Below are 24,501 nucleotides of genomic sequence, written 5' to 3'. Positions count from 1 at the left end.
CCGCCATGCCGTCTTTCCCACAGCTAAGGCATCATTCTGTCAAATGTCAATGGCCTTGACATTTGATGGCAGCCTATCTTAACGTGGCGTCAGTGGGAGGAATTTATGAGCGAACAGCCAGTGTTTCGCATTGAGGGCGTGCGCAAATCCTTTGGACCGGTGACGGTCTTGCAAGGTGTTGACCTCGACCTCAAAGCAGGCGCAGTGACGGTTTTGATGGGGGCCAACGGCGCCGGAAAATCGACGCTCGTGCGCATCCTCTCGGGCGTCTATACGCGTGGTGCCGGCACTATCACGCTGGCAGATGCTGCCTTTGATCCAGCGACGCCCGCCGAGGCAATCCGTGCTGGCGTTGTCACAGTGCATCAGAACATCAATGACGGCGTCGTCGCCGATCTCGATGTGGCGACCAATCTCACGCTCGATCGGTTGAACGGGCGTGGTGCGCGGCTTTTTTTCAATCCGCGCCGGGTGCGTCGCGAAGCGGCGGCGGTCGCCTCGCGCATGGGCCTTGCCATCGACCTTTCGGCCAAAATCACTGACCTGACACTTGCGGATCGCCAGATGGTGGCGATTGCGCGTGCCATGGCGCATGAACCTAAAGTGCTGATCCTCGACGAACCGACGTCGTCGCTTTCCAGTGCCGAGGCGGATCGTCTGTTCGACCTCGTTGATCGGTTGAAGGCGCGGGGTGTCGCCATTCTCTATATCTCGCATCGCATGTCGGATATTCGTCGCCTTGCCGACAGCATCGTGTCGCTGCGCGACGGTCGCATCACTGGCCGTTTCGAGGGGCCGGAACTCGATTACGAGGGCGCGGTCAATGCCATGCTGGGGCGCAAGGTGTCGGCTGGTGCCGTCGCCGTGCGTGACGCAAGTCGTCCGGTCTTTAGCGTGCGGGGCCTTAAGCTTTCCGAACAGGCGCGACCCTTCGATTTCGATCTCGGGGATGGTGAGATCGTCGCGGTCACGGGTCTTGTTGGTGTCGGCAAGACGGCACTTGCTGAAACGCTGTTTGGTGCGCGGACCCCGGAAGCAGGCGAAATGACGTTGGATGGTGTGAACTACGCACCGAAGACGACTGGTCAAGCGATAGCCAGAGGCGTTTTCCTTGTCGCCAAGGACCGTGCGATCAGCGGCATCGTGCCGGACTTCAATATCTACGAAAATATCAGCTTGCCATTCTTACGCCGGCTTTCGACTTTCGGCATTTCAAGCCGACGGGCAGAGAAGGCAACGGCGCGCCAGCAGATTTCGTCGCTCGGTGTCGTCTGCCGCAATGAGCGTGACGAGATGCAGACGCTGTCGGGCGGCAACCAGCAGAAGGTTATGGTCGGTCGCTGGCTTTCCGAGCCATCGCGACTGCTCATCCTCGATGAGCCCTTCCAGGGAGTCGATATCGCCGCTCGTCGCGACATAGGTGAGAAGCTGCGCGCTTCTGCGGCAGGGCGCACCACAATTCTTTTCCTGACGGAGCTCGACGAAGCCTTCGAAGTCGCCGACCGCATTCTCGTGATGTCGGAACACACTATCGTGGGCGAGCACCGCAATGTCGACATCGATGTCGAGCGGCTGCTCTCCGAGATTGCCGGACAATCCCATCAACAGGTCAGTGCATGATGATAAGTGAACAGAGCAAATCCACCGCCACCGGCGCAATTCCGCCTGCGGGCCTGAATATCCGGGAAACCGCGATCAAATATGGCTTCCTCGTGCTGCTTGCTGGCATGGTGCTCTATTTCTCGGCTGTGACCGGTGGTTTCGCTTCGCCCCAGAGCGCGGTCTTTATCCTGCAATCCGTGTCTATCACCGGTATTCTTGCACTTGGTGTCACCGCGACGCTCGTTGTTGGCGGTTTTGATCTTTCCATCGGTTCCGTCGCAACGACTGCCATGATGGCTTCGTCTTATGTGATGGTGGTCATGGGTGGGGACGCCCTGACGGCGACACTTGTTTGCCTTGCCGTCGGTGTGCTCGTCGGTTTGGTCAATGGGATCATCATCGTCTATATGCGCGTTCCCGATCTTCTGGCGACGCTCGGAATGATGTTCCTGCTGCTCGGCCTGCAACGCATCCCGACTGAAGGACGCTCGATTGCAACGGGCATGACGTTGCCGGATGGCTCGACGGCAACCGGTGCTTTCAGTCCGGCCTTTCTGGCGCTTGGCCGTCATCGTTTCGATTTCATCCTGCCCAATCTGGTGCCAGTTTCGGTAGTGGTGCTGATCGTGCTGGCCATCGTCATCTGGTTCTTCCTTGAATATACCCGCTTCGGCCGGATGATGTACGCTGTCGGCTCCAACGAGCGCGCGGCAAGCCTCGCTGGCGCGCCGGTCAATGCCTACAAGATCTCGGCCTATATCATCTCCGGCGTCTTCGCCTCGATCGGCGGCATTCTGCTTGCCGCCCGCCTCGGGCGCGGGGATATCGCCTCGGGCAATAATCTGCTTCTCGATGCCGTTGCCGCGGCCCTCATTGGTTTCGCAGTGCTTGGCGCTGCCAAGCCGAATGCGTTCGGCACTGCCGTTGGCGCTCTCTTCGTCGGCATTCTTTTGCAGGGCCTGACGATGATGAACGCGCCTTACTACACACAGGATTTCGTCAAGGGCGCCGTGCTCGTCATGGCCCTGATTTTCACCTTTGCGCTCTCGAAAAGAGGCAAACGCTGAGGCGGGAACCTTCAGCGGGCTAACAATATTGATCAGTGGAGGAGACTGACATGAATTTCACGCGTAGAACCCTGGGCAAGCTGACGCTCGGGCTGATGGCTGCAGCAACATTTGGTACGCCATCCTTTGCGGCCGATATGCCGAAACCCTTTGACAAGCCGGGAGAGGTGAAGATCGCACTCGTGCGCTATCTGTCGACCGGCGACTTCTTCCAGTCCTACCTCGCGGGCGTTGAAGCACAAGCCAAGGCGTTGGGTGTTCAGCTGCAGGTGTTCGACAGCCGTCAGGATGCAGCTCTGCAGGCCGATATGGTCGATCAGGCCATTGCGCTTGGTGTGCAGGGCATCATCATCCAGCACGGCCTGACGGAATCCATGAAGGAGGCCGCCAAGCGTGCGGTCGACGCGGGCATCAAGGTGGTCGCTTTCGATGTGAACGTCGAGAACGAGAATATCCCGCAAGTCGAGCAGTCCGATCATGATCTCGCTCGTTTGGCACTTGAGCAGGCGATCAAGGACAATGGCGAGAGCTTCAAGGCTGGCTATGTCTATGTCGCAGGCATCGCACCGCTCGACCGTCGTGACGAGAAATGGAAAGAGTTCAAGGCGAAATATTCCGGCATCAAGGAAGCCGCCCAGTTCGGCACGATGGACAATCCCATTGCAAATTCGGTCGCCAATCAGGCACGCTCGGTGATCTCCGCCAACCCTGACATCACGGTGATGTTTGCACCCTATGACGAATTCGCCAAGGGCGTGAAGATTGCGGTCGACGAAGCTGGCATGTCTTCCGACGTGAAAATTTACTCGGCGGATATCTCGACCTCCGACATCGCCGCCATGCGTGAATCCGGTTCTGCATGGGTTGCGACGGCAGCGACCAACCCGGCTGTAGTTGGTCAGGTGTCTGTACGCTCGCTCGCCATGCTGCTGGCCGGTGAAAATCCTGGCAAGCAGGTCATCGTGCCGCCGACCCTGATTACGCAGAAAGATCTCAACGATCAGGACATCAAGAATATGGAAGAGCTCGGCACGAAACTGCCGCAGTTCGCTCATGCCGATGTTGCCATGCCTGCATGGATGCCGAAGCCCTGATTTAGAGCATTTCCAGCAAAGGTGCGAAGCGGCTCTGTGTAGGATAATGCGCCGAAACAACTGCTCTAGGCATGACGGAATGAAGAAGGGGCGGTCCATCGGACCGCCCCTTTCTGTATGTCTGGAAGGCTGAAGCAGTTGTCTGCACCAGCCCAAAAGATCAACGCATGGCTGCTGCGATATTGCCGCCATCGACTGTAGTCACGTCGGCAGTCGTGCGTTCGGCTAGTGCGTGATGGACAAAGGCACGGGCAACGTCTTCAGCCGTCACTTCAAGGCCAAGCAGATTGCCGCCCATATAGTCCTTGACGGAGAGGCCGCGAGCCGCAGCCCGATTGGCAATCATCTCATCGTTCAGCAGGCCGGAACGGATACGATCGGCATTGACCGCATTGACGCGGATGTTGTCGGCACCGTGTTCCAGCGCGTATTGGCGCGACAGGAAGAGCGTTGCCGCTTTCGGCAGGCCGTAGGCACCGAATTTCGCGCCGGGATTGACGGCCTGCTTGGAGGCATTGAACAGCAGAACGCCGCCGGTTTTCTGTGCCTTCATGATGCGCACGGCATTTTGTGCGACTGTCTGATGAGCGAAGAAATTGAGCTCGAAACTCTTGCGCAGCAGCGTGTCGTCCATCGTGGCGATAGGGCTTTCCCAGGCTGCGCCGGCATTTGACACTACAATATCGACGCCGCCAAATGTTGCGACTGCCTTGTCAAAGGCGGCTCGCACAGATGCGGGATCGGTGATGTCGCAGGCAATGCCGATGGAACTGTTTCCGGCAGCCTTCGCAACCGCCGAAGCCTTCTCGCCATCGAGATCGAGCGCAACGACATGAGCGCCCTCGGCTGCAAAGGCCTTGACGACGGCAGCACCGATGGCCCCCGCACCGCCAGTGACGACAGCGACCTGCCCAGTGAACGGTTTCGGCTTGGCGCCCGCGAGCTTTGCCTGTTCGAGCGACCAATATTCGAGATCGAAGAGATCGGGACGACTGACCGGCTCAAAGCGACCAACGGATTCGGCATCGCGCGCTGCTTCGATCCACATCTCGCCGACATCGACGGCGATGGTCGCATCCTTGAAGGTTCGACCATGGCCAAACATGCCAAGGCCGGGCACCAGCGTCAGGCGCGGCATGGGATCGAGCATGGTGCGCTTGACGTCGTCGCGCGCATCATTGCTGCGGAAATATTCGGTGTAATCGGCGACAAAGGTTGCAACGTGCTGGTCGATCACCGCGCGGTAACCGGCCAGATCATCCGTGGCCGGTGCGGGCAACACCATAGGGCCGGTCTTGATGCGGATTGAAAGATCGGGTGTGGAGACACCGCGCGCCGCCATGTCCGCGACCTCGCGGGCATTGACGAAATCGAGAATAGCCGGAGTTGTGCGGAAAACGCTGACCATCCGGTCATAGCGGCCTTCTCCCTTGTCGACGGCAACTGCGCCGCGCAGCATGGAGACGATATCGCCGGGCCTTGCCAGCGAAGCAGGCAGGGTAGCGGGCGTGAACGGATTGCGACCGTGGTTCTTGACGTGATCCTCCGCGACCGTGACATAGTGAATCATCCGGTCATAGGCTTCCTTCGCAGTGTCGCCAAAGGTGAAGATGCCGTGCTTGTCGAGGATCAGGCCCTCAACCGTCGAGTCCTGTTCGAACACTTCGGCGGCCGCTTTGGCGAGCGCGAAGCCGGGCATGATATAGGGCACAAAGCCCATTTTCTTGCCGAAGAGTTCTGTGCTCATCTTCTGGCTCTCGGCCTGATCCGCAATGGCGAGAATAGCCGTCGAATGTGTGTGGTCGATGAACTTGTGCGGGAGGAAGGCATGCAGTAGCGCTTCTACCGAAGGGTTCGGAGCGGCGGGTTCGATGAGATTGGCGCGCAGCAGCGTCACCATATCCTCGTCCGAAAGCCTGTCGAGTTTGCGGCTCTTGAGAAGGGCGTCGATTTTCACAGCGGGCAGGCCTGCCGGTTCGATAGTTCCCATGTCCCAGCCGCTGCCTTTGACGCAGAGCACCGCATGCGTGTCGCCGACGAGGTCTGTCACCTCGGTTTTTACCGACGTGTTGCCGCCGCCATGTAACACCAGTCGTGGCTCGCCGCCCAGAAGCCGCGTCGTATAGGTACGCAGCGCCAAATCGCGGTTGACGCCTTTCGCGGCGTATTCGGCGATGACCTTTTCCGCTTCGTCATCGCGCCAGAGATTTTCCATGGTAGTCAGCCTCCCGATAAACCGGCCCGGCCGGCATCGGCGGACCCAAACTTTTCTGGCTCAAGCCTTGCTTGAACCGCCTTTGCCGAGCCCATCCTTGCTCCAGCGATCCAGAATCCGACGCGCCATCGAGGTGGTAATGACGAGATGGGAAGCAAAGCCGCCCTTCAATGCCGCCACCAGCGGCTCGAACTTGTTGTCTTCCTGCACGACAAGCATGCGTTTCTTGATGGCGCGAATGGAAGCGAGGTCGGCGGAAATGCAGCGCCTGTTGTGATTGCAATCCAGCCATTGGCCATCGCGGTCTATGAGCTGACCGGCAATGACCCCGGCAGCGCCCTTTTCGCCCATGGCATGCATGTCGGCGGCCGAAAGCGCGCCGCATTTAACGAGATGGCTGTCATCCTCAATACCGCCGACGGAATAAAGCGCCAGATTGCAGTCCGGGATTGTAGCGAGCTGTTCTTTGATGACAGGTTCACCGCGCAATTCATCAGCGAGGCGCTCGGAAGAGAGAACGAGCGGCGCATAGAAGTTGATGCCTTCCGCATTGAGACGGCGGGCGATTTCCGTAGTGCACTGGTCCGGCCTATAGGAATAGGGCGCACCGAGATTGCCGCAGAGCTGGACAACGGTAACGCCGCTCAGATCCGCGAAAGGCATTACGTCGGCAATGTGATAGACGGTGCGGCCCCAGGCAACGCCGACGCGGTCGCCCTTGTTGAGGAGTTCAAGGAAAACAGAAGCTGCGACGACAGGCATTTCAGCTGCGGGATCCATCGCTTGACGGTCTTCCGGCACCAGCCAGACAGTGTTTAGGCCCGTCGCGTCTTCCAGTTCGCGCGCCAGCACATCGTCTGAAAACAGTTCCGAGGAGGTCGAGATGGTAACAATCCCCATCTCGCGGGCCTTGCGCAGATACATTGCAATTGAGGCGCGGGAGATTTCGAGACGTTGGGCCACTTCGTCCTGGCGCAGGCCGTGCGTATAATAAAGCCAGGCGGCCTTGTGGATGATCTGGTCATTCGGTCGGACAGGCATTGAGGTTCTTTCGTTGGATATTCTGACATTAGTCACTGATGCTGACAAAAGTCAATGCTCCAACATGGTGCGGCAGCGTGATGGTTGACGAGAAACGACGACCTGCCGTCGCGGTCGCAATATTGTGCAACGCGACGATGGAAGAAGGTAGTTCCATTGCTCCCGGTATTCCTTGGTTTGCATCTTCCCCGACGAACACATTAGACACCCTTGCGCGTACACCATTTGTCGACTTTGATGCCAGAACTTGAAGCGAGATGGTGCTACACAATCTCATTGAGTTTGAAACCCGGCTGAATCGATTGAGGAAGTGCGCGAAAAAGCCTTTGAACGATCAGCTGACCGTAATACGCTATGGTCGATGATGGCTTTCGATCTTTCCAAACAGTTTTGAAAAACGGGGTGGGACCACGCGCCGATGACCAAAGACTATCCATGGCGTAGTGTTCTTAACGACGAACTGCATTCGCGTCCGTCGATTTATTTTGATGCTCCGGCAGTGGTTTGGCATGAAGCTTTTTTTGTCGGAAACGAGACCACGCGTGTTCCCGACACTCTTCTAAAGCTGGGATTGAAGAATACCAGTGACGGCAAAAGCGGTATTGCACAAACGACAAGCGGTCGCATCAAGTGGGAAATCCACGCTGAATTTGTATCGCTGACCTATGTCATTCAATGGAGCGGCGACTACAATGCCATCCCGCTCAGAGAAGAAATCTGGATCAAACTCGTCAATGAAATGCCGGGACAGCGCATCAATTCCATTGAAATTGTCGTTGGTCTTGCGGGTACGCATGATGCGAAGCTTATGCTCGGTGCAGAAACGGATACAGATGTTGCCGTTTCTGCAATAGGCAATTGCGACGCTGAAATCTGGTCGACGTTTCGGTTCAACGAAGCCAACGCGACGCGCTTTGTCCTGCTCAATCACAATCTCAATGCGTTTCGGACCGGACGTATGGTTCGGCGATTACTCGAAATCGAAGATTACCGTCTCATGGCGTTGATCAGCCTGCCGCTGGCGCAGGACACTTTTGCACGTTGTTCCGAGTTCGAGACCCGGTTGCAGACAATCGTTGATGCGCTAGGCAAAGAAGCGCACCAGCAAGAGCGGCTTCTCAAGGATCTGGCACAGCTTGCCAGCGAAATTCTCGACGTATCGGTCAATACGGGCGAGCGTTTCAGCGCCACTGCTGCCTATGCGGAACTGGTGTTTGCGCGGCTTGCTGAATTGCGCGAACAACATGTCGACGGTTATCAAAGGCTCGGCGTATTCATCGAGCGTCGTTTCCGCCCCGCTATCAGGTTTTGCGCGCAAGCCAGCAGACGCGTCGAGAATTCAGCCACCCGCGTTGCCCGCGCCAGCGATTTGTTGCGAACGTCGGTTCAGGTTGAGTTGGAGCAGCAAAACCTGCAACTGCTGGAATCGATGGAAAAACGGGTGCAGGTGCAGACCAAGCTTCAGGAAGCCGTTGAAGGGTTCTCTATCGTCGCCATCAGCTATTACGCCATCGGGCTCTACAAGACGCTACTGGAAAGCCTGAGCCATGTTGAAGTTATCTCCGGTCTGAAAACGCTTCTGACGCTTGCGGGCTTCCCGGTAATCATTGTTGCCGTGTGGTATCTTGTGCGCCGGGCGAAAAAACTTACCCATCTCTGACCGGTGAACTGTTTTCGTTGCAGGTTGGATATCGCTTGGCGGAAAGTTTGACTTCGGGGTAAGCATAGATGAGCGGTTGCTAAAGCCTGAAAATTTTCATTTGTCGAGATGGATTGAGCATGGCCACAGATGGTATTTCTTCGCTCCCAGTTTCCCAGTCAGTTGTCGGAAAGCTGACGAGAGCCGCTATCTTTCTTGTCGTAACCATCAACGAGGGCGCTGATGCGGAGCGGACGGTTCGGGGGTTGTGCGCGGATCTTTCAAGCCTTGTACGAGGCGTTGGATTTCGGCGGTTGAATGGACAGCTCTCCTGCATAACCGGTTTTGGTTCGGAGGCTTGGGACCGGCTCTTCGGCTCACCGAAGCCGAAAGAACTGCATGCGTTCCGGGAGATTCGCGGTGTTCACACGGCTGTATCGACACCCGGCGATATCCTTTTTCACATACGCGCAGACAGCATGGATCAGTGCTTCGAGCTGGCCAGCCACATTATGTCCAGGCTTTCAGGTAACGTTGCAGTTGTCGATGAGGTGCACGGTTTCAAGTTTTTTGATGATCGCGATCTTCTGGGGTTTGTCGACGGCACGGAAAACCCGGTTGATCAGGCAGCCTTGTCGGCAACTCTCATCGGCAATGAAGACCCGGAATTTTCCGGCTGTAGCTACGTAATCGTCCAGAAGTATCTTCATGACCTCGATAGCTGGAACAAAGTCCCCGTTGAGGAACAGGAGAATATAATAGGTCGGCACAAGCTTTCCGATATTGAGCAACGCGATGAGCAAAAGAAACCCTACGCACACAATGTACTGACAAACATTGAAGAGAATGGAGAGCAGTTGCAGATCGTGCGTGACAACATGCCCTTTGGCGAGATTGGAAAAGGCGAGTTCGGAACTTATTTTATCGGCTTTGCCCGTTCGCCGTCACGTATTGAAAAAATGTTGGAGAATATGTTCATCGGCAACCCGCCGGGAACCTATGACCATGTTCTCGATTTTAGTCGTGCGGTAACGGGCTCTCTGTTCTTCGTTCCCACGGTGAACTTTCTTGATGACGTCACCCCGGACACAAAAAACAACAGGAAGCTTTGATGCTTGAAACGCGCGTCGGATGTCTGTGTCGTTAAGGACCTGGCGTCATCTGACAATCGGCCAACTGCGAACCAGCAAACGTCGCGGTCGGTTACCGTCTTCAAATGCTCGATACGGCTTCCTCTAATCGCCCTTGGAAAGGTGGTAAATTATACATTCTTAAATTATTATATAATTAACACAAAGAGTTACTTATATATTGGCGTTGAAAGGTTTTCGTATTTGATGTCAAATAATAATGCAAAGATAATTAGCTTTGCTTAGTAAATATGGAGAAATATTATTATGATTAAGAAAACTTTTATTACGCTTTTTATTGCTCTTGCTCCTTTTGCAGCCCATGCCGGGACCATGAAGTCGCCAGTAGAATCGGGCGTTGCTCAAAAGTCCCCGGCAGCGACGACCCTGTTCCAGGGCAATGGTGGCAACAATACTGGTAATGGCAACAGCGGCTCCGGTAACTCCGGTGACAATAGCGGCAACGGCAACACCAACAACGGCGGCCGTTGGTAAAATAAATGAAGCGCCTACCTGAGATATGGTAGGCGCTTATAATAGGTATTATGGGGGCTCTGGGGCGAAAGTTGTTCAGCGCTTTGTCTTTCGACATACTTGTGCCGCAGGGTCTTCATCGGCGTACTCGCTGTCACCGACGACTTTACGATAATACTCCACCAGAGCCTTGTTTACACCTCCAGCGCGATAGCGCTCGATTGACCAGCCGATGGCACTCCAGTTCTGGAGCCGCGTATTCCTGTTAAGAGATTTCTCGTAGTGGCACTTGGTGAACATCAAGCACATTCTGCACTTTGAAAGGCCAAGGCCTTGGTCGGCATCGTCGCCGAGATGTTCAAAATAGAGACCTTCTATATCGCTCAAATTATCGCGAGCCAGGGCAGTCTTCTGGAAGGCCGCCTGGCTCGCGCTGGTCTGGGAAATAATATTATAGACCTAGTCTAAGCGATCAATAAAACCTCCAAATTTTGGTAAACTTTAGTTGTTATTTCCATTTCCGCTATAGTCTCCGCTATTTCCACTGCCAGAATTGTAGCTATTTACGATATTGTTATAATCTTTTTTGGATCTATTTCTGTTATTCAACAGCAATATTGGCAGAGTGCTGGATAGCGTGCTGCTGGATGAACTAATCAAAGCATTGGCGATGCTACTTTCGGATCCAACCGCGTGGGATACCAATTCGCTCTTCTTGTTTGGGCGAATATGAAAAGTTTTAACGCCGGTTACAGTAGGGGAGAGCCCTTTTCCGTCAGACCCAACGGTAACGACATCTTGATATGTGTCACCATTACTTAATTTATATGGGGGAAGCACTTTTGAACTCGGCGTCGAGCAGCCAAATAAAAAGAAAGGGATGCAATAAATAAATAAATTGCTCTTCATTTAATAGTCCTCATTTTTAAATGTATAATTAGTATAATTATGTATTTATAATAAATATTATAGTATAGAATTAGTCATAATAATATGATTATCGTATCTTATTTTATTAGATTTATATATCGCTATTGATTGCTATCTCAAAAAATTAACTATTCCATGGCGGTATTCTTTTTTTTGTATATAATTTCCTTATTTTCTGAGATCAGATTGCTGGCAAAATTGGATGCTTATTCGAGCGTCTATTTGAATTCTAGAAAGCATGAGTTTGCATGAGCGTGTATTCATGATCGCGGTTTGTCTTTCGAGGAATTACTGGGCTCCGTGGGCTTACCGGACGTGTTCCGTTCCCGGAGAATGATCTCTTTTCGTTTCTCGCTAGAGGTGGTCACCGTCCTGCCAGGCTGATCATTCAGTTCCGAGGAAACATCGTCAGTTGGCTCGCTTAGCTCACAGATGCTGGGCCGATGTATCAGAGATATCTTCTCGGCATGGCTTTTCCAGGATGTCTTGAATTTTCAATCCGGCCCGACGAGTGCGCGGTTCCGTTGTCGAGTCAATGGGACGAAAGTTCGTAAAGGCTCGTCGATGCCCAATCCAATAGGAATGATGTGGTCAGATCATCTTGAAGCTCCCCAGGGTGCGGCAGCTCAGCGCTTCATGTGGAATTTTTGTCGATTATAGAGTATATTTTCAGCAAAATAAGTATATAGAATTATTATATATTAGTAATGCATAATAAATAATCAAGCGAAATGTGCCATAATTTCTATACTATTGAGGTATTTGGGAAATCAGTTTACACCGTTCATTAATAACGCATGTGATTATTTTTATGTCATACTTCGTGGAGAAATCCTTTGGCGGGTTTTTATTGCTCAGTTTCAGCAGTCGTGCCGTTCACGCGGCGTGAAACCAGATATAAAAAATCTGGCGGTGGCGTCCTGGCTTCCGCAGCGCTTGTGCTGGCCATTTCCGTCTCCACGCTGGCGCTTTCCGTCAGCTCCGGAAAGGCAACGGATTATACGGCACAGGACAATAGCGACGAGTTACAGGTTCCAACACTGGTCGTGGCCGATCCCTATGTTTCTCCCATTGCTTCGTTCAATTTTGGTGCAGGTGATTTGAACGATGGCACCCCGGTCACGTTGTCGACGGCAGGTGGAGCTGCGTTCAGCTCGCCCTTGCCTTCGGCTGTGTTCAATGTTGCCGCGACAACCGGCGCTACACCTGACTTGTGTGGTCCGGTAGCGCCATCGCCCGGTGGTGCTGGTGGGGCTGGCGGTTGTGGCAATGGCGGTGGCGGTTCTACAGTTGATGTCGATGGTAATCCCATAGCTGGAGAAGCTCCGTCGCAGAATGGTGTTGGCGGCAAAGGTGCAAATGGGACATGGAGTGGAGAAGTAGGTGGAGCTGGGGGGGCAGTCGGTGACACCGCTATTCCGGCCGATGGTTCGACAATACACGGTCAGGACGGAGTGACCGCCCCCGCGATTAATGTCGGTTATCCAAGCGGTGGCGGTGGCGGTGGCGGTGCTGGGTTGTACCTCGTCGACCTCACCGGGGAGTTGCGATCAGATGTCTCCGGCGGGAAGGGAGGGAATGGGGTTGGCTCCTCGAGTTCCTACTATGGCAGCGGCGGCGGCGGTGGTGGTGCTGGTATCATCCTTTCCGGAACAACTTTGTCAACTTACATGACCGTAACAGGCGGACAGGGTGGAAGTGGTGGCCAGGGTAACATGTCGGGAAGGGGGGGGGCTTCGGGCGGCGGCGGGGATGGCGCTGTTGTCACCAACACATCTACCCTGATCAACTACGGAACAATAGCGGGTGCTGCCGGGGTCGGGTCATCGCAGGGTGTATCTCTCGGCTTTGCTGGAAGCGGTGTACGAATGGGGGCGGATTCGCATGTTGTGAATGCAGGGACGATATCTGCAGGTGCTCGGTGGGTGTCGGGGGGCGCGAGTGGTCCCAGTTCCAATGCGGTCGATATCGTCGGCAATAACAATACATTCGAGATATGGAATGGCTCCGTCATCAATGGCAATGTGGTTGCAGCTGGTGGCACGAGCGGAAACGTCTTCGTTCTTGGCGGAACCGATGCCTCAAGCTTCGATGGCACACAGATCGGTGTAAAATATCAAGGGTTTGAGCAGTTTATCAAGGATGGAACCAGCACCTGGACGATGACCGGTGCTGTGAACGACACGCATAATTGGACCATCAAGCAGGGGACTTTAGCTCTTTTCAGCGATGGCAGTCTGGCTAAGGCTGACAGCGTGACGGTTAATGGTACGCTGGACATCTCAGCCATCAGTGCATCGTCCACCGCCATTCAGCACCTTACAGGCGATACAACCGGACAAGTCGCGCTGGGCAGCAAGACTTTAACCCTGACCGCAGGTACAGGCGATGAGTTCAAAGGTTCGATCTCCGGTTCCGGTGGCATCGACCTGGTGTCTGGAACGCAGATACTGTCCGGGACAAACAGCTACACCGGGCTCACAACGATCGATAGCGGGACCACACTGCAGATCGGTAATGGTTCGACGAGCGGCAGTCTTGCCGGCAATATTACCAATAATGGCACTCTGGTCTTCAACCGTTCCGATGCATCGACATTTGCCGGCAAGGTGAACGGAACCGGCAAGCTGACCAAGACCGGCGCTGGCACGCTGACGCTTTCGGGCACCAACACCTATTCGGGTGGCACGGATATCAACGGGGGCACGCTTGCCGCTGGCAATACGAGCGCGCTTGGCACAGGCGGGCTTGCCTTTGACGGCGGTGCCTTGCAATTGACTGCCAATGTCAGCTTTGGCGGAGCAGTCGCGTTGAATGGCAGCGGGGCGATCGCGGCGGATAGCGGTACGAGCAGCAGTTTTTCCGGTGTCATGTCCGGCACTGGCGGGTTGACTAAGACCGGTGACGGTACACTGACGCTTTCGGGCACCAATACCTATTCCGGTGGCACTTCGCTCAATACGGGTACTTTGATCGCCAGCAGTGACAGCAATCTTGGTACGGGTGCTTTGACATTTGATGGCGGCGCGCTTGGTCTGGGCGGCGACTTGACCCTGGCTGCGACGCTGAATGCTGGCGGCGGCACGATTGATGTGGCCACGGGTGCAAGCCATAGTTTCAGCGGCAAGCTGAGCGGCACCGGCAAGCTGACCAAGACGGGCGCTGGCACGCTGACGCTTTCAGGTGCCAACACTTATTCCGGCGGCACGGATATCAATGCGGGCACGCTTGCGGTTGGCGGTATGAGCGCACTCGGCACGGGTCCGCTTGGCTTCAACGGTGGTGCCTTGCAGCTGACGGCCAATGTCAGTTTCGGCGGTACGGTGGCGTTGGGCGCGGGTGGCGGCTCCATCGAGACGAATACCAGCACGAACAGCACGTTTTCAGGGGTGATGAGCGGCGCGGGCAGCCTGACCAAGACCGGTGCGGGATCGCTGAAGCTTTCGGGCACCAACACCTATACGGGCGGGACCTTTATCAATGACGGTGTTCTGAAGGTCACAAGCGATGCCAATCTGGGTGCTGCAACTGGCGCGGTGACGCTCAATGGCGGCACGCTGGAAACCGACGGAACTTTCTCCTCCGCACGCAAGGTGCATTTGACGGGCAATGGCAAGCTCAGTGCCTACAATGGAAACGCGACCTTCTCCGGCGTGATCGATGGGAATGGTGCGTTGACAGCAAACGGCTCACTGGTTCTGACCGGCCAGAACACGTATAAGGGTGGTACCTTTGTAACGGATTATTCGTCTCTGACCGTCAGTAGCGACGAGAATCTGGGCGATGCCAGTGGAGATTTGACGCTTGGCCTTCAATCCACACTACAGCTTGACAGCCAGTTTTCCACGAATCGCAAAATACATCTGGACAGCAATTTCGCCAGCTGGATCAATACAGGTGGTCATGATGCCGTGCTCAATGGTACGATTGATGGTGCGGCTATTTTAGTCAAAGACGACGATGGCACACTGACGCTTTCAGGCAACAACACCTATCAGGGCGGCACGGCGATCAACAAGGGCACCCTGATTGTCAGCAAGGACGAGAATCTTGGTGACAAGGCCGGTTATGTCGATTTTTCTGGTGGTACTTTGCAGCTTGGCGGTTCCGGTTTTTCTTCCGGGCGGGAGTTGCGTCTTAACGCAGCCGGCATAATCGACACCAACGGTTTCAATGGCACCTTCAGCGGTGTGATTGATAATGGCGATGACCCCAATTATCCTGGCCAGCTGATCAAGGTTGGCGCCGGCACACTGACGCTTTCGGGCGACAGCACCTATACGGGCGGGACCGTCATCAATGGTGGTGTTGTCTCGGTTGGTGCGGACGCCAATCTTGGGGCCACGACGGGTGCGCTTTCGTTTAACGGCGGCACGCTGCAGCTGACGGGCAGTTTCGAAAATTCGCGCGCGGTGACGCTTGGTGCGGGTGGCGGCACGATCCAGACCAGCCTGTTTCACAGCAATGAGTTTTCCGGTGTTATCGGCGGTGCGGGCCAGCTGACCAAGACGGGCGCTGGCACGCTGGTGCTTTCAGGCGTCAATACCTATACGGGCGGCACGGCGGTCAATGGCGGTGTCCTGTCTGTCCGTGTGGACAAGAATCTTGGCGCGACGACCGGTGCGCTTTCGTTCGACGGTGGCACGCTTCTGCTGGCCGACAGTTTCGACAACAACCGCGCGGTGACGCTTGATGCCGGCGGCGGTACGATCGAGACAACGGCGGCCAAGAGCAACGGTTTTTCCGGTGTGATCAGCGGTGCGGGCAAGCTGACCAAGACCGGCGCCGGCACGCTGGCACTTTCAGGCGTCAACAGCTATACGGGCGGGACGGCGGTCAATGGCGGTGTCCTGTCTGTCGGTGCGGATGAGAATCTTGGCGCGACGGCTGGTGCGCTTTCGTTTAACGGCGGCTCGCTTCTGCTGACCGACAGTTTCGACAGCGCGCGCGCGGTAACGCTCGGCGCGAGTGGCGGCACGATCGAGACAACAGCGGCCAAGAGCAACGATTTTTCCGGTGTGATCAGCGGTGCTGGCAAGCTGACCAAGACGGGTGACGGCATACTGGTCCTGTCAGGCGCGAATAGCTACAGCGGCACGACGACGGTCTCGAAAGGCACGTTGCAGATCGGCAATGGCAGCACGACGGGCAGTATCACAGGCACAGTCGATATCGCCTCGGGGGCCACGCTCACCTTCAAGCGCAGCGATGCATATACATATAGTGACGTGATCAAGGGCGCCGGGGCGCTGCATCAGGATGGCAGCGGCACGCTGACGCTGACAGGGACAAACACCTATACGGGCGGCACCACGATTTCGGCAGGCACGCTGCAGATCGGCAATGGCAGCACCACCGGCAGCATTGCAGGCAATGTGGACAATAACGGCACGCTGGCGTTCAATCGCAGCAACACGCTCGACTTCTCCGGTATCATCAGCGGCACGGGCATTGTTCAGCAGAATGGTGCAGGCAGCGTGACATTGAGTGGTGACAGCAGCGCTTTCGGTGGTAGTACCTCCGTTGCGGCGGGCACGCTTCTTGTTGACGGTTCGCTCGGCGGAACCGTGAGTGTCGCCAGCGGCGCCAGCTTTGGCGGAGCCGGAACCATTGGTGGCAATGTGACGGTTGCCGACGGTGCTTCACTGGTCGGTCAAGCCGGTCAGGTCCTGACTTTCGACAAGAACCTCAGCCTCGCCAATAACAGCACCATCGAGGCCTCATTCGGCGGCGCCAGCCAGACGGGGCTGTTCAATGTCAAGGGCGACCTGACGCTGGGCGGCACAATCAATGTCGGCACTTTCGGCGACGATGGGCCGGGTATCTACACGGTCTTCGACTATTCCGGAAACCTGACAGACAATACGCTTTCTGTAGGAACCCTGCCGTCCGGTCAGGATGCTGCCAAGGTGAGTGTCCAGACCAATCAGTCGGGTAAGGTCAATATCCTCAATACCAACGGGGGTGAGCTGACTTTTTGGGATGGTGACAATCCTGCCAACCAAGACGATGGTGCGCAGAACGGCGGTGACGGCACCTGGACGAACGAGGCCAGCAACAAAAGCTGGACCGATCATAACTATCTGCTCAACGGTCCGTGGGATGATTCCGGCTTTGCGATCTTTGCAAGCAACAAAGGCACGGTGACTGTCGACAATAGTGCCGGTGCGGTCAAAGCTTCGGGCATGCAGTTCCAGACCGACGGTTATGAGGTGACCGGCGGTGATCTCACCCTGGTGTCGCCTGCCTCCAATCTGTCGGGAGCGCCGATCATTCGCGTTGGCGGCGGCACGAATGACGGCGATATGAAAGCCACGATCTCGGCCAAGCTGGTTGGCACTGATGGAATGCGCAAGACTTATGCGGGGCGGCTGGTTCTGACGGCTGATAATCAATATACCGGCGGCACTGACATTCTGGGCGGTACTCTGCAGCTTGGAGATGGCGGCACGAGCGGAAGCGTTCTGGGCGATATCGACACGGGCATAGACGGCATCAACAGAGGGCTTCTTGCTGTCGACCGTTCCGGTACTGTGACGGTTGACAATACGATCACCGGCACGGGAGTCGTCAGTATTACAGGCAGTGGTGAAATCACACTCTCGGGTAACAACAGCTATAGCGGCGGAACGTATGTCAGGTCTGGAACTCTTGTCGTCACGCAAGATGACAATCTGGGGCCTGCCGAAAGCGTCGTAGCGGTCGGAGCGGACCCCGAGGATGTCGCCGGAGGCGCTACCGGGAACGCGGTCTTGAAGTTTGGCGCGGACTTTACGGGCGCAAACACTTTCACACACACAATCGAGCTGAATACAGCGCAAAGCCAGCTCGACACGAACGGCCATACAGTCATTGCCAGCGGCGTCATCCTGGGTAGCGATGGTCTCACCAAGACGGGCGACGGTACGCTGATCCTGACCTATAACAATGACTATGACGGCGGCACCACGATTTCGAAGGGAACTTTGCAGATCGGTAATGGCGGAACGTCCGGCACGATCGAAGGCGATGTGACCAATAACGGCATTCTGGCTTTCAACCGTTCCGATGCCTATGCGTTCGATGATAAAATCTCCGGTACCGGCAGTGTCGAACAAATCGGCACCGATACGCTGACGCTTACAGGCGCGAATGATTATACGGGTGGAACCTCTGTCAAGAGCGGTACGCTGGCCGTGGCATCGAATGGTGTACTCGGGGACCAGTCTGGCAAGCTGACGCTGGATGGCGGCATATTCGAGAACACGGCAGCCTTCTCGACGCAATCACGGGCCATCGAGATCGGCAATGGCGGCGGCACGTTCCAGACGGATGCCGATCTGACACTTGAAGGTGCACTCACGGGAACCGGAACCTGGACCAAGACCGGGACCGGCGACCTGATTTTTGGCGGTGACGAAAGCGCCTTTGTGGGCACAGGCACAGTTCAGACCGGCACGGTGCGCGTGGATGGCACGCTCGGGGGCGATCTGGCGGTTCAGACCGGGGCAACGCTCAGGGGAACCGGTACTATCGATGGAAATACGACAATCGATAGTGGTGCAACACTTGTCGGGCTGGATAATAATACGCTGACAATGAACGGTAATCTGACGCTTGCGAACGGTAGCATGACGAATATCGCGCTCGGCACGCCAACCGGAAGCGCGCTGTTCGACGTCAAGGGAGATCTGACGCTTGGTGGTACACTGAATGTGACCGAGGATGTTGGCGGCTTTGGCGCCGGGGTGTACCGCATCTTTGATTATGGCGGCACCCTGACGGACAACGGGATGACCATCGGCACTGTCCCCCAGAACTCTGACGCATCTGGAATGTGGATTCAGACGGATTACGAACATCAGGTCAATCTGGTCAATCAGAACGGTGTCGAGGTGACGTTCTGGAATGCGGAAGGTGACCGCAGCCAGAACAACCAGAACAGCAAGATCGTCGGCGGCAGCGGTACCTGGGATGTCAGCAATGACAACTGGACCGAGGACGACAAGGGCTCCCAACAGGGGCAGCTCTTTAACGGTCGCTGGGATAATGGTTCATTTGCCGTGTTCGGCGGTAATGCCGGTACGGTCACAATCAATAATCAGAACGGAACGGTGACGGCATCCGGTCTTAATTTTGCAACCGGTGGCTATGTGCTGACGGGCGATGCGCTGATGCTCGATAACGGTGCGCCGGGCACTGCGCCAATCATTCGCGTCGGCGACGGCAAGGCGGATTCGAATATCACGGCAACGATCAGTGCCGAACTGCAGGGAACGGGCGGTTTGCGCAAAACCGACTACGGCACCTTGGTTCTGACGGGTGCGAACAGTTATAGCGGCGGGACGACGGTGACAGGTGGTGTCCTGCAGATCGGTGACGGTGGCAATACGGGCAGCATCAAGGGTGACGTTGCGGTTTCGAGCGGCGCCTATGGTGACGGCACGCTGGCCTTCAACCGGAGCGACGATACGGAGTTTGACGGCAACATCACCGGTGACGGCAAGGGTGGTGTGGTCCAGAAAGGCGCAGGCACAACGACGTTTACCGGCGACAACACCTTCTCGGGCGGTCTGACGGTTGAGAATGGCGGGGTCAAGGCAGGTGTCGCTGGCCATGCCTTCGGCACGGGCACCTTGAAGGTCAAGGCGGGTGCAACGGCCGATCTCGGCGGCTTCGACACGACGGTCGGCGGTCTTGCGGCCTTCGACGCGAGCGGTACGACGGGCGATGGCGATATTGCACTTGGATCGGGCAAGCTGACGGTCGAACAAAGCTTCGACAGCAAGTTCTCCGGTGTAATCTCTGGTGCTGGCGATTTGACCAAAAGTGGCACTGGTACCCTGACCCTCAATACGGCCGGCACCTATACCGGTGCGACCAATGTCGATGGCGGCACGCTGAAGCAGGGCGCAGCTGGTGTCTTCAACAATGCATCGTCGGGCTACACTGTCGGTACAGACGGGACGCTCGATCTTGGCGGTTTCGATACCACGCTGGCCGCGCTGTCGAATGGCGGTCTCATCACGATGGGAACACAGCAGACGGCAGGTACGACACTGAGCGTGACCGGCAACTATACCGGCACCGGTGGCACGGTCGTCATCAATACGGTGCTCGGCGACGACAGTTCCAAAACCGATCGCCTGAAGGTGGGTGGTGACACATCCGGCACGACCAATCTGAAGGTCAACAATCGCGGCGGACTGGGGGCACAGACTGTCAACGGCATCGAAGTGGTCGAGGTTGCCGGTCAGTCGAACGGAACCTTCTCGCTTGTCAGCGACTACACCACCAAGGACGGTCAGAAGGCGGTTGTGGGCGGTGCCTATGCCTATACGCTGCAACAGGGGGCGGGCAGCGGCAACAAGGACGGCAACTGGTATCTGACCAGCCAGACGACACAGGAACCGCCGGCCCCCGATTGCCAGCAGACCAATACCTGCCCGGTCGATCCGGACAACCCGCGCTATAGTGCCGGTGTTCCGGTCTATCAGGGCTATGCGCAGAACATGCAGGTGCTCAACAAACTGCCCACGCTGCAGGAACGTGTCGGCAATCGCTATCTGACGAGCGGGAACGACAACGACGCGAGCAATACAGGCAGCAGCACTGTCGACAGCCGCGGGATCTGGGCGCGCATCGAGGGCGCGCATAACCGGCTTGAGCCGCACAGCGCGACCGGCATGAAGCAGGATATCAACAGCTTCATCATGCAGACCGGTGTCGACGGGCAGTTCTATGAGGATGCCAACGGGAAGCTGATTGCCGGGATCACCGGGCAATATGGTACGGCGCATGGCAATTCCAGCTCGTTCTTCGGTGACGGTTATACCGACACCAGCGCCTGGAGCCTTGGCGCGACCGCAACCTGGTATGGCAATGACGGCTTCTATGTCGATACGCAGGGCCAGCTGACATGGTTCGACAATGATCTCAACTCCGATACGGCTAATAGCGGGCTGGCCGATGGCGCAAAGGCCTTCGGCTATGCGCTGAGTGCCGAGGTGGGGCAGCGGATTGCGCTCGACGAACATTGGTCGCTGACGCCACAGGCGCAGCTGATGTGGTCGTCACTCGATGCGGATGCGTTCCACGACATCTGGGGCAACCGCGTGCACATGCAGGATGGCGACAGCCTGACGGCACGCATTGGTCTTGCCGCCAACTATCAGGACAGCTGGCAGGGGGATGACGGCCGCATGGTCAACACATCGGTCTATGGCATCGCCAATGTCTATCAGGAGTTCCTCGGCGGCACCCGCATCAATGTGGCCGGTGTCAACGTCGATACCGACAATGACAAAACCTGGGCCGGCATCGGCGCCGGCGGCACCTATGCTTGGGCCGACAGCAAATATGCAATCTACGGCCAGGGCTCCATCAACACCTCCCTCAACCACTCAACCGACAGCTATGCCGTCAAGGGGAATATAGGGTTCACAATACGATGGTAGCCGTTGTGAAAAGATAGCCAATGAAGAAGCCCTTCGGGGCTTCTTTCATTTTCTGGTGCGTGTGGGACGTTGTGACAGTCAACTGTTGCTACTGTGGCTCGAGCCAAGGCCAAGGCTTTGCAGGTGAATTCAAATGATCTTAGGTTTCGAACGTCTGTCCGAGTTGTTGGCGTCAATAAAACCCATAATCCGTTGGGCCGGAACCGTCTGATTCTGGCAAGCGATGTTTGATGCTATTTCATGTACGATCTAATCGGTGCCTGTTGTAGAGTGATTTCTCTCGATGACGGTTCCGCTGCCGGATGTATGGGAAAAAGCTTTCTACTCTTTCCGCTCGACGAAAATCAGATATCACGTGGGATGATCAGTTCCGTCGGTATCATTTCCGGTAGGTCGGTTGTTTGAACTGGTTCGTCCAGAAGCTTAAAGGCGCGTTCGATCATTGCTTGAACATTTTGCCGGACCATCACAACCGGGAAGTGGAGAACTTCGATGAAGGGATCCCAGTCGAAACATCCGATGGAGCACTCCCGAACCTCGTCAACCGGCAGTGTCTTGAGAAAACTGACGACGCCCTCAAAGGGACTCGTCGAATTAACGAACAATGCCTCTGGCAATCCATTCAACTTGCCATAAATGTCCCGGATCGTCACTGCGGCGGTATCGGGACCATATCCATTCGTGACGATGGTGTCGGCATGAATGGCGATGTTCAGTGCGGCTAGCTCATCTTGATAGCCGAGCACGCGTGCGCGTGTATTATGGTCACTGTCCACGCCACCGATGAAGTAGAAGCTGTTTTCCTTTCGATGTGACCTGCGACTGGCAATCTGTTGCGTCAGCACGCGGGCGCCTTCATAATTGTCACTGATTACGGATGCACCGTGCTTCCCGGGAAGGTCCACATTTATATGTTTCAGATGAGCCTTTTCGCAGAGTTCGGCGACACTGTCCGGATCGGTTGCGCCCGCGATCAGCAAAGCGTCGACATTGTGGGCAATCAATGTTTCCACAGTGCTGCGTTCCTGTTGTGGATCGCGCAATGTGCTGGCTACGACGGGAATAAGATTCCGTGAGCGTGCTACCGTCTCAAACGACGCGGCCATGGAGCTGAAGTAACGGTTGTCCAGCATCGGCAAGATCATGCCGATCAAACCCGAATTGGATATGCGTAACCCGCGTGCTTGAAGGTTGGTGGTATAGCCAAGTTCACTCGCTATTACTCGGACTCTGTCAGCTGTTGCTTTTGTAATTCTCCGATTTTCCCATGAGCCATTCATAACGGAAGCAACCGTAGATGCGGATACACCAGCTCGCTCCGATATATCATAAATGGTTACTTTGCGGGGAATGTTCATTAGGACTGCTTTTCGTCTGGATTGGCCCCTTGATCTTAGCGGTCCGATAGCATTCGCTGCAAGTAGGGGAAGACGTAATCCAATCCATTCCTCTGTCATTTTTCCCCTTGACCAGATGCCAGATGTTGAGCGATGGTTATGCTGCACTATCGATGGTGCAACTTGATTATATGCCGAGAGGAGCGGTGCACACATGCCGAGGCCGGGAAAAAGGCTTCCCTTCATGCGTGACAAGCCCTGTGAGTATTGTTCGATTTGATTGCCGTGCCGCAAAGCAAGACGGCACCGGAATACAGGAGTCCGAGGGAGCCGGAGGTCGCTATAGGGAGGACATATGGGGTGGAATAGCGAGATAAAATTTGTCTGCAAGTTTACGTAAAATACAAAATTAAAACCCAATGGGAGTGAGACATGAAGAATATACTTGGTAAAGCAGCTTTTGCTGCAGTGGTGCTGTCGTCGTTCGCGGGCAATGCGCAGGCAGAAGTGAAGGATGCAGTGGTCGGCTTTTTGATGCCAGACCAGGCATCGACACGCTATGAGGAGCGCGACTATCCGGGCTTCGCCGCAGAGATGAAGAAAATCTGTGAAAGCTGTAAGGTGCTTTATCTCAATGCCGATGGCGATGCGAGCAAGCAGCAGCAGCAGTTCAACTCGGTCATTTCACAGGGTGCGAAGGTGATCGTGCTCGACGCGGTCGATACGGCGGCGGCAGCTTCGCTGGTCAAACTCGCCCAGTCGCAGGATATCAAGGTCATCGCCTATGACCGTCCGATCCCGGATGCGACCTCCGATTTCTATGTGTCGTTCGACAATGAAGCTATCGGCAAGTCGATTGCGGAATCACTGGTCAAGCATCTGAAGGACAAAGGCGTTGCGGGTGATAAGGGCGGCGTTCTGCAGATCAACGGTTCGCCGACCGATGCTGCAGCCGGTCTCATCAAGAACGGTATTCATGCCGGCCTGAAGGATAGCGGTTACAAGACGCTTGCCGAATATGACACGCCGGAATGGGCGCCGAGCAAGGCTCAGCAGTGGGCGAGCGGCCAGATCACCCGCTTCAACGACCAGATCGTCGGTGTGGTCGCTGCCAATGATGGCACTGCTGGCGGTGCGATTGCAGCTATGAAAGCGGCTGGCATTGATCCGCTTCCACCTGTTACCGGCAACGATGCGACGATTGCCGCACTTCAGCTCATCATTTCGGGCGATCAGTACAACACGATCAACAAGCCGTCTGAAATCGTTGCAGCAGAAGCCGCCCGCGTCGCAGGTCAGCTTCTGAACGGTGAGACCCCGAAGGCTGAAGCTACGCTCTACAATACGCCGTCGAAGCTTTTCGTTCCGGTGGTTGTGACGGCTGATAACCTCAAGGCGGAGATCATCGACAAGAACATCGTTTCAGCTGAAACGCTGTGCGTCGACCGTTACGCCGAAGGCTGCAAGAAGCTCGGTATCACGAAGTAACCCAACCATGGCGTCCGGCTTGGGCCGGACGCTTTCTTTCCCCGCGCG

At 55.8% G+C, this 24,501-nt stretch carries 14 protein-coding genes; 8 read left to right on the top strand and 6 right to left on the bottom strand.

The window, feature by feature from the left end; translation table 11 throughout:
• The first annotated feature begins 105 nt into the window (after positions 1-105).
• Genes KWJ32_RS10895 through KWJ32_RS10885 form a run of 3 tightly spaced genes read left to right on the top strand, consistent with a single transcriptional unit; the run spans position 106 to position 3,763 of the window.
• Entirely contained in the window at positions 106-1,620 is a 1,515-nt protein-coding gene (locus KWJ32_RS10895; protein ID WP_125335847.1) for a sugar ABC transporter ATP-binding protein, read from the top strand.
• Positions 1,620-2,669 carry an ABC transporter permease gene (locus KWJ32_RS10890; RefSeq protein WP_172488819.1) on the top strand — a complete coding sequence of 350 codons (1,050 nt, stop codon included), beginning with the start codon at positions 1,620-1,622 and terminating at the stop codon, positions 2,667-2,669. The genes KWJ32_RS10895 and KWJ32_RS10890 overlap by 1 nt, the downstream gene beginning before the upstream one ends.
• Positions 2,670-2,719: 50 nt before the next feature.
• Entirely contained in the window at positions 2,720-3,763 is a 1,044-nt protein-coding gene (locus KWJ32_RS10885) for a substrate-binding domain-containing protein (protein ID WP_011983105.1), read from the top strand.
• A 160-nt stretch (positions 3,764-3,923) separates the two neighbouring features.
• Here KWJ32_RS10885 and KWJ32_RS10880 read toward each other — a convergent pair whose 3' ends face one another.
• From KWJ32_RS10880 to KWJ32_RS10870, 3 genes are read right to left on the bottom strand one after another with little or no spacing between them, the layout of a single operon-like run.
• Positions 3,924-5,978 carry a bifunctional aldolase/short-chain dehydrogenase gene (locus KWJ32_RS10880; RefSeq protein ID WP_011983104.1) on the bottom strand — a complete coding sequence of 685 codons (2,055 nt, stop codon included), beginning with the start codon at positions 5,976-5,978 and terminating at the stop codon, positions 3,924-3,926.
• A gap of 60 nt (positions 5,979-6,038) precedes the next feature.
• A complete protein-coding gene (locus tag KWJ32_RS10875) occupies positions 6,039-7,019 on the bottom strand; it encodes a sugar-binding transcriptional regulator (protein ID WP_011983103.1) in 981 nt (326 codons plus the stop codon).
• 28 nt (positions 7,020-7,047) lie between these two features.
• Positions 7,048-7,176, bottom strand: coding sequence for a hypothetical protein (locus KWJ32_RS10870; protein ID WP_255412157.1), 129 nt, complete (start codon positions 7,174-7,176; stop codon positions 7,048-7,050).
• Positions 7,177-7,437: 261 nt separating this feature from the next.
• Between KWJ32_RS10870 and KWJ32_RS10865 the strand changes: the two genes are divergently transcribed.
• The 3 genes from KWJ32_RS10865 (at position 7,438) to KWJ32_RS10855 (ending at position 10,283) form a co-directional block, all read left to right on the top strand.
• On the top strand, positions 7,438-8,679 hold the full coding sequence (locus KWJ32_RS10865; RefSeq protein ID WP_011983101.1) for a DUF3422 domain-containing protein: 1,242 nt from the start codon (positions 7,438-7,440) through the stop codon (positions 8,677-8,679).
• Positions 8,680-8,798: 119 nt separating this feature from the next.
• The gene (locus KWJ32_RS10860) at positions 8,799-9,770 is read left to right on the top strand and encodes a Dyp-type peroxidase (RefSeq protein ID WP_011983136.1); all 972 of its coding nucleotides are present in this window, start codon (positions 8,799-8,801) and stop codon (positions 9,768-9,770) included.
• Between the two features lie 285 nt (positions 9,771-10,055).
• Positions 10,056-10,283 carry a hypothetical protein gene (locus KWJ32_RS10855; protein ID WP_040128498.1) on the top strand — a complete coding sequence of 76 codons (228 nt, stop codon included), beginning with the start codon at positions 10,056-10,058 and terminating at the stop codon, positions 10,281-10,283.
• Positions 10,284-10,358: 75 nt separating this feature from the next.
• Here KWJ32_RS10855 and KWJ32_RS10850 read toward each other — a convergent pair whose 3' ends face one another.
• Positions 10,359-10,649, bottom strand: coding sequence for a hypothetical protein (locus KWJ32_RS10850; RefSeq protein WP_125335853.1), 291 nt, complete (start codon positions 10,647-10,649; stop codon positions 10,359-10,361).
• Positions 10,650-10,763: 114 nt separating this feature from the next.
• Positions 10,764-11,171, bottom strand: coding sequence for a hypothetical protein (locus KWJ32_RS10845; protein WP_011983135.1), 408 nt, complete (start codon positions 11,169-11,171; stop codon positions 10,764-10,766).
• An 857-nt stretch (positions 11,172-12,028) separates the two neighbouring features.
• Here KWJ32_RS10845 and KWJ32_RS10840 point away from each other — a divergent pair.
• A complete protein-coding gene (locus KWJ32_RS10840) occupies positions 12,029-21,628 on the top strand; it encodes an autotransporter-associated beta strand repeat-containing protein (protein WP_235906870.1) in 9,600 nt (3,199 codons plus the stop codon).
• Between the two features lie 344 nt (positions 21,629-21,972).
• Here KWJ32_RS10840 and KWJ32_RS10835 read toward each other — a convergent pair whose 3' ends face one another.
• Positions 21,973-22,986: a substrate-binding domain-containing protein gene (locus KWJ32_RS10835; RefSeq protein WP_040128491.1), complete on the bottom strand. Its 1,014-nt coding sequence runs from the start codon at positions 22,984-22,986 to the stop codon at positions 21,973-21,975.
• A 411-nt stretch (positions 22,987-23,397) separates the two neighbouring features.
• Between KWJ32_RS10835 and KWJ32_RS10830 the strand changes: the two genes are divergently transcribed.
• Positions 23,398-24,453, top strand: a complete 1,056-nt coding sequence (locus KWJ32_RS10830; RefSeq protein WP_011982562.1) for a sugar ABC transporter substrate-binding protein — start codon at positions 23,398-23,400, stop codon at positions 24,451-24,453.
• Positions 24,454-24,501: the final 48 nt, after the last annotated feature.

The sequence above is a fragment of the Ochrobactrum sp. BTU2 genome, from assembly GCF_024539785.1.
GTDB lineage: Bacteria > Pseudomonadota > Alphaproteobacteria > Rhizobiales > Rhizobiaceae > Brucella > Brucella anthropi.
This window is presented reverse-complemented; position numbering and strand designations above follow the sequence as displayed.

Excerpts from the sequence above, each read along its gene's own strand:
- KWJ32_RS10865 (WP_011983101.1), top strand. The coding sequence starts at position 7,438 with ATGACCAAAGACTATCCATGGCGTAGTGTTCTTAACGACGAACTGCAT.
- KWJ32_RS10885 (WP_011983105.1), top strand. The coding sequence starts at position 2,720 with ATGAATTTCACGCGTAGAACCCTGGGCAAGCTGACGCTCGGGCTGATG.
- KWJ32_RS10855 (WP_040128498.1), top strand. The coding sequence starts at position 10,056 with ATGATTAAGAAAACTTTTATTACGCTTTTTATTGCTCTTGCTCCTTTT.
- KWJ32_RS10845 (WP_011983135.1), bottom strand. The coding sequence starts at position 11,171 with ATGAAGAGCAATTTATTTATTTATTGCATCCCTTTCTTTTTATTTGGC.
- KWJ32_RS10870 (WP_255412157.1), bottom strand. The coding sequence starts at position 7,176 with ATGGAACTACCTTCTTCCATCGTCGCGTTGCACAATATTGCGACCGCG.
- KWJ32_RS10880 (WP_011983104.1), bottom strand. The coding sequence starts at position 5,978 with ATGGAAAATCTCTGGCGCGATGACGAAGCGGAAAAGGTCATCGCCGAA.
- KWJ32_RS10860 (WP_011983136.1), top strand. The coding sequence starts at position 8,799 with ATGGCCACAGATGGTATTTCTTCGCTCCCAGTTTCCCAGTCAGTTGTC.
- KWJ32_RS10830 (WP_011982562.1), top strand. The coding sequence starts at position 23,398 with ATGAAGAATATACTTGGTAAAGCAGCTTTTGCTGCAGTGGTGCTGTCG.
- KWJ32_RS10895 (WP_125335847.1), top strand. The coding sequence starts at position 106 with ATGAGCGAACAGCCAGTGTTTCGCATTGAGGGCGTGCGCAAATCCTTT.
- KWJ32_RS10875 (WP_011983103.1), bottom strand. The coding sequence starts at position 7,019 with ATGCCTGTCCGACCGAATGACCAGATCATCCACAAGGCCGCCTGGCTT.
- KWJ32_RS10890 (WP_172488819.1), top strand. The coding sequence starts at position 1,620 with ATGATAAGTGAACAGAGCAAATCCACCGCCACCGGCGCAATTCCGCCT.
- KWJ32_RS10835 (WP_040128491.1), bottom strand. The coding sequence starts at position 22,986 with ATGAACATTCCCCGCAAAGTAACCATTTATGATATATCGGAGCGAGCT.